A 5,725-nucleotide genomic window follows, 5' to 3' on the forward strand; every position below is an offset into this window, starting at 1 on the left:
CCACCGGACAGCGCCACCCGGTCCCTCCGGAAGTACGCACGCGCGTTCGTCCGCACCCCGCCCGGCAACGTCCCCGCGAGCCGCAGGCTGGCCGAGCCGCGCCCTCCGGACTGCCGCGCGTCCTCACTCGGGTTCTGCGCGGTGCCGGCGAGGCCCCGCTCGTCGAAGGAGAGCTCGCCCAGCAGGTCCGCCGAGAAGCCGCCCCCCAGCTCGCGCCTCAGCCGCAGCAGGCCCCCCGCCCCGCGCGCATCATTATTGGTGCGCCGCCGCTCAAGGAGCGCGTCTCCGGGCAGCGTGGGGCTTGGATCAAAGGAGTACGGGAAGCGCCCGCTGGAGGTGCCCCCGTGGACGAGCAGCAGCGCCTCGCCGCCCGCGAGCGGCCCCGAGGCCGACAGCCAGCCCAGCGCCGTGTCCCAACTGCCGTAGGAGAGCTCCCCTGCCACGCGAGGGCTCACGCCAGGACGACGGGTGATGATGTTGATGGCGCCGCCCAGGCCCCCCGAGCCGTAGCGCGCCCCGGCGCCGCCGCGCAGCACCTCGAAGCGCTCGGCCAGCGCCGCGGGCACGCGGGAGAGGTCCGCGATGCCTCCCGTTCCATTGAGGGGAATGCCGTCGAGCAGCACGAGCGTCCCGTTGGAGGACGCGCCGCGCACCACGAGGCTCTTGCTCTGCCCGTAGCCGCCCGAGTCCTGAAGCGTGACGCCGGGGGCGGTGGACAGCATGGCCGCGGTGTCTCGGGCCGCGCCGCCGAACGCGTCCACGCGGATGACGGTGAGGGCGCCGCTCGGATCCCTCCGCTCGGCCGAGTCCGGGGGCTCGGGCGCGACGCGCGCCTCCTCCACCTCCACGGTGGGCACGCGCAGGGGCTCGCCCGAGGGCGCGTCCGAAACGGGACTCTCCTGGGAAGGCTCCGTCGCCTGCTGGGCGAGTGCGGCGCCGCTCATGCTGAGCGCCAGGCACAACCACCGCCCGGCGAGGTACGACCACCGCATGTGTCCGCCTTCCACTCTCTCCGACGAAGAGAGAAGGCATCGCGGGCACCACGGCCCACACCCCTGGGCAGGTCTCCTGGCTCCGGGCTCCGGCCGAGGCGCACACCGCGCCTCCCAGAAGGGCTCCTCCGCCTTCCCCCGCCGGTTGGCCGGAGTGGCGACTGCCGAGGACCCCTGCCCTGACGTCAGGGCTGCCCGATCACAGTGGCGGGACCGCGCCGGACTCGCACCGGCTTCCCTCTTGAAAGCCCGGCATGGGCACCCAAGGGCAGGCCCTTCCTAGGGGCTCAAACCCCGCGCGTCAAGCCACCCTCGGTGATGGAGGAGGCGGCGCGGGCGGCCCGGTTGTGCCGGGCCAGCCAGTCGAGGATGAACTGGTTGAAGGCGTTGAACTGCAGGAAGGTGGCCATCACGTCCCCGAAGCACAGCGAGGCGCGCTCGAAGAGCGGCGTGTCGCGGCCGGGGATGAGCAGGGTGCCGTTGTGCCAGGTGCCGTTGTGGCTGCCGTCGTCGTTGACGTACCAGACCCCCGTCTTCGGCTCCTCGCGGAAGGTGGCGTGCACGCGCGAGACGGTGGGGTCCTCCACGACGATGTCGTTGTCGGGGGTGCGCCCCAGCGTGACGCCCGCGTGCAGGCTGGTCGCGTGTGTGCGCTTGCGGACTTCGAGCACGAGCGGCTCGGCGACGGTGGGCCGGCTCATGGAGAGGCCCGGCAGGGTGCTCCGCGTGAAGAGGGGACGCACACCCATGGGCGGCGCCTCCCACACCAACACCGGCCAGCACACCGAGCGGCGCACGGCGTTGGGGTCTTCAAGGAATTGTGAGGCGAGGACGGAGAACTTCAGGTGCACGGAACATCCCTCCACCACCGGAGCGACGGCAACGGTGTGCATGGAGATCGCGCACGGCCAGTCCCCCCTCGACGGGTGGGGGCGAGGTGGACGGAGTCGGAGGAGGTGCCCGGCGAGCGCAGGCGTGCCGTGCGTGGGTCTCATTCGCCGGACGTTTCGCGCGCGGCTGTACACCTCGCGGGGGCGCGCTCCGAGGGAAGCGCCGCTGGCATGACAGCTGCTCTGGGGCCGGGGACCGCGCCAATGGAGGCGCGGCGGTGAAGCAGGTGAGGTGGTTGATGTTGACGGCGGGGAAGCGGTTGGCGGTGTTCTCCATCCGCGAGGGCAAGGGCGGGAGCATCTGGGTGAGGGCGGGCAGCGCGTTCGTGAACAAGGACGGCTCGCTGAACGTGTTGCTGGACGTGCTGCCGCTGGACGGGAAGCTGCACGTGCGCGAGGCGGCGGACAAGCGCGACACGGCGCAGGCGGGGGGCGGCGGGCGCTACGGGGTGGACGGCGGCTTGGACGCGCTGCCGGTGGGAGGCCACTCGTGAGCGGGCGCGTGAGGGGAGTGAGCGTGGCGGCGGTGCTGGCGCTGGTGCTGCTCGGGTCCGGGGCCGCCGAGGCGGCGAGCGCGAAGCTGCGGACCCAGTACGCGGGGCTGGTGAACCTGAACGAGGCGACGGTGGCCCAGCTCGACCTGTTGCCGGGCGTGGGGCCGAAGGCGGCTCAGCGGATCCTCGCCTGGCGGCAGAAGCGGGCCTTCAAGCGCGTGGAGGAGCTGGTGCGGGTGAAGGGCTTCGGCAAGAAGCAGTTCCTGAAGCTCAAGCCGTACCTCACGCTGGAGGGCCCCACGACGCTGCGGGTGGAGAAGGTGCCGGTGGAGGAGGACGAGGTGCGCGCCACGGGAGACGCGGTGGCGAAGCACTGAGGCCCCTGGGGGAGAGGGTGTCCCGGAGGACGGGCACCCTCTGCCTCGGAGCCACCTACCCGCGAGCCGCGCGAGTCCGCGGGACCGCGTCGGCCACCTCCGTGAGCGCCATGTCGGGCGTGAGCTGGAGGGGCACGACGGGCGTGGACGTCTGGGTGATGACCTGGCGCATGGCCTCGATGAGCTGCTGGCGGCCATACGGGTAGGGGGCCTCGTTTCCCGAGAGTGCCATCAACTGCTGTTGCAGCACCTCGCCCGAGGGCGTGCGCTGGTCGCGGTCATGCCGCAACAGGCCCATGATGATGGCGTCCAGCGCGGGGGAGATGCCGGGCACGAAGTGGGAGGGCGGCAGCAGCTCCTGCTGGGTGGAGGCGATCATCAAATCCGCCTCGCTGTCGCCTTGCAGGGTCCGGTGGCCGGTGAGGGCCTCGTGCAGGGTGAGGCCCAGGGCGAAGAGATCCGCCCGACCGTCCAGGGGCTTGCCGTAGGCCTGCTCCGGAGCCATGTAGCCAGCCTTGCCGCGCACGACCTTGGCCTGGGTGAGGGCGACTCCGTTGGCCGCGCGCGCGATGCCGAAGTCCGACAGCTTCACCTCGCCGATGCGCGACAGCAGGATGTTGGGCGGGTTGAGGTCGCGGTGCACCAGCCCCAGCGGCTCGCCCTTGCGGCCGGTGCGGCCGTGCATGTACGCGAGCGCCGCGGCGACCTCCGCGCCGAGGTAGGCCACCGCCGCCGGGGGCAGCTGCCTGCCGTAGACGCGCCTCAGCAGCGAGCTGAGCGGCATGCCGTCCACGAACTCCATGGCCAGGAAGACCGTGCCCTGGTGCCGCCCCAGGTCGAGCACCTGCACGATGTTGGGGTGGATGAGCAGCGAGCCCAGCTCCGCCTCGCGCCGGAACATGGCGAGGAACTCCTCGTTGTCCGCGTACGCCGGGAGGACGCGCTTGATGGCCACCTGCTTCTCGAAACCGCCCTCCGGGCTGTAGGTGGCGCGGAAGACCTCGGCCATGCCGCCCACGCCCAGCCGCTCGTGGAGGAAGTACTTCCCCATCACGTCCTTCTCGCGGATGGCGCGCAGCGCGGCCTCGGCCTTGCTCACGATGAGCCCGGCCAGCGTCGCCGTCAGCGGGCCATAGGCGAAGAGGAACACGCAGCGCATCAGCACCATGGGGAACGACAGGGTGCTCAGGGCGTCGGGAGGGAGCCGGGGCTGAAGTACCAGCAAGTACAGCCCCATGTACTCCACCGCGACGAGGGCCGCCGCCGCGTAGGCCAGCGCCTTGCCCGCCCGGAGCGCGCACACCACGATGAGCGCGCCCCACACGAACGCGGGCGGCGTGGTGAGCGCGTACACGGCATCCCGGAAGTACACATCCACGACGCACACCACCGCCGGGATGGACACCGTGATGGCGCTGTCCACCCACTGGATGGCGGGGTGGAACCCGCCCTGTCGCAGGGTGTGCAGCATGAGCGAGTAGTAGATGCACATCGCACCCGTCAGCCCCGCGAGGCTCAGCGCCAGCCGCCAGGTGATGACCTCTCCGAGCACCACCGCGGCCACGCAGCTCAGCAGCGTCATCCCGCGCATGAAGCGCGCGATGGACATCTCGCGAGCGACGACGTCCTGGTCCAGGTACTCCTGCAACAGCTGGGAGGAGTGCGACACTTTGGGAGCAGCGGCTTCCATGGTGGGCCAGTCTACCCAACCTCCGGGTTGGCCTGCTCGCCCGAGCTTCTCGAAAGCCCCGGAGGGAGACCGGGAGCTCAGCGATTGCGCCAGTAGCCCGGCCGGCGCCGCATGTGCGCGAATGCGAGGACGCGGAGCTCCTCGCCCAACTCCACGTAGACGACCGTGTAGGGAAATCGCTTCAGTGCCACACGGCGCGCCCCCACGGATTCCGCGACCCCCGGGACGGGACTCCCCACGCCAGGTTGCTCGCGAATGAGGCGGAAGCATTCACGGGCCGCGGCGAGAAGCTCCTGGCCGAGTCCCGGGCTCCTTTCCTCGTACCAGGAGACAGCCGCACGAAGCTCCTCGCGTGCGGGGACCGAGAGCGTGAGTTGCCTGTTCACGGCTTCCGCTGGAGCTCCGCTTCGAGCTCGTCACAGATCGTCTCCCAGTCCCCAGCCGCTGGAGCCCCAGCCCGCGCCTCAGCGACCCGACGCTCGATCTCCCGTGCCCACTCCGCCTCGGCCTCGGGATCAGGTTCGCCATCCAACCGGGCCAGCAGCTCACGCAGCACGAGTGCCTGCTCCTCAGGCGAGAGCCTGAGAGCCTCGTCGAGTACACGTTGGGCGCCGCGCGTCATGCTTGTAACGATAGTGCCGACCTCGAACTCCGTCGAGGTGGGTGGAGCGCGCCCGAGCGAGGGACTCCGCTCCCAGGGAAGGGAGTCCCTCTCGGGGAGTCAGCCGAATGTCACGTTCATCAGCTTCACGATGGGCTCGTCCCCGTAGAAGTCGAGGATGTTCACCGCCGCGTACCCCTGCTCCAGCCGGAACAGGTTGTCGTCCGGCATGCCCAGCGCCTCGGCCAGCAGCGTCCGGTTCACCCCGCCGTGCGACACCAGCACGAACGTCTCCCCGGCGTGCCGCGTGCGCAGCATCCGTCCCGCCGCCCTCACCCGCTCGCGCATCTCCGGGTAGCTCTCCCCGTCGGGGAACCGCACCCGCGTCGGGTGCGCCATCCACTCGGCGTAGACCTCCGGGTGGCGCTTCTCCGCCTCCTCGTAGGTGAGCCCCTCGAAGAGACCGAAGTCGATCTCCCGGAAGGACTCCTCCATGTCCACCGCCATCCCCTTCAGCTCCGCCAGCGGCGCCGCGCTCTCCAGCGCCCGCCGGCGCGGACTCGTGTAGATGCGCAGCAGCGGCGCCTCGGCCAGGAAGCGCGCGGCCCGCTCCGCCTGCAGCCGCCCCGTCGAGGACAGGCCCACGTCCAGCCGCCCGTAGCACCGCCCCCGCACCTCCTC

At 71.2% G+C, this 5,725-nt stretch carries 8 protein-coding genes and 1 riboswitch; of the genes, 2 read left to right on the forward strand and 6 right to left on the reverse strand.

Translation table 11 applies throughout. The annotated features are described in order from the left end of the window. Positions 1-992: TonB-dependent receptor (locus VF697_RS07220; protein ID WP_331092759.1), on the reverse strand; the 992-nt coding region annotated here is incomplete at its 3' end. A 49-nt stretch (positions 993-1,041) separates the two neighbouring features. Beyond that, a riboswitch (cobalamin riboswitch) is annotated at positions 1,042-1,273 on the reverse strand. 6 nt (positions 1,274-1,279) lie between these two features. Then, complete coding sequence (locus tag VF697_RS07225; RefSeq protein ID WP_331092760.1) at positions 1,280-1,843, reverse strand: FHA domain-containing protein; 564 nt, start codon at positions 1,841-1,843, stop codon at positions 1,280-1,282. Between the two features lie 278 nt (positions 1,844-2,121). On the opposite strand from VF697_RS07225, the gene VF697_RS07230 reads away from it, so the two are divergent. Both VF697_RS07230 and VF697_RS07235 read left to right on the forward strand, forming a co-directional pair. After that, positions 2,122-2,376 (forward strand): hypothetical protein, encoded by a 255-nt coding sequence (locus VF697_RS07230; protein WP_331092766.1) that lies wholly within the window; start codon positions 2,122-2,124, stop codon positions 2,374-2,376. Beyond that, positions 2,373-2,753, forward strand: a complete 381-nt coding sequence (locus VF697_RS07235) for a helix-hairpin-helix domain-containing protein (RefSeq protein WP_331092761.1) — start codon at positions 2,373-2,375, stop codon at positions 2,751-2,753. Before VF697_RS07230 ends, VF697_RS07235 begins: the two co-directional genes overlap by 4 nt. Before the next feature lie 55 nt (positions 2,754-2,808). Here the strand turns inward: VF697_RS07235 and VF697_RS07240 are convergent, their stop codons facing one another. The 4 genes from VF697_RS07240 to VF697_RS07255 all read right to left on the reverse strand — a co-directional run. Further along, positions 2,809-4,422 carry a serine/threonine-protein kinase gene (locus VF697_RS07240; RefSeq protein WP_331092762.1) on the reverse strand — a complete coding sequence of 538 codons (1,614 nt, stop codon included), beginning with the start codon at positions 4,420-4,422 and terminating at the stop codon, positions 2,809-2,811. Between the two features lie 98 nt (positions 4,423-4,520). Further along, positions 4,521-4,829 carry a type II toxin-antitoxin system RelE/ParE family toxin gene (locus VF697_RS07245; protein WP_331092763.1) on the reverse strand — a complete coding sequence of 103 codons (309 nt, stop codon included), beginning with the start codon at positions 4,827-4,829 and terminating at the stop codon, positions 4,521-4,523. Then, positions 4,826-5,065 (reverse strand): addiction module protein, encoded by a 240-nt coding sequence (locus VF697_RS07250; protein ID WP_331092764.1) that lies wholly within the window; start codon positions 5,063-5,065, stop codon positions 4,826-4,828. The genes VF697_RS07245 and VF697_RS07250 overlap by 4 nt, the downstream gene beginning before the upstream one ends. 99 nt (positions 5,066-5,164) lie before the next feature. Then, positions 5,165-5,725, reverse strand: a 561-nt coding sequence (locus tag VF697_RS07255) for a histidine phosphatase family protein (protein ID WP_331092765.1), incomplete at its 5' end; no start/stop codon positions are given.

Source organism: Archangium sp., from assembly GCF_036388035.1.
Taxonomy (GTDB): domain Bacteria; phylum Myxococcota; class Myxococcia; order Myxococcales; family Myxococcaceae; genus Archangium.

Excerpts from the sequence above, each read along its gene's own strand:
- VF697_RS07230 (WP_331092766.1), top strand. The coding sequence starts at position 2,122 with ATGTTGACGGCGGGGAAGCGGTTGGCGGTGTTCTCCATCCGCGAGGGC.
- VF697_RS07250 (WP_331092764.1), bottom strand. The coding sequence starts at position 5,065 with ATGACGCGCGGCGCCCAACGTGTACTCGACGAGGCTCTCAGGCTCTCG.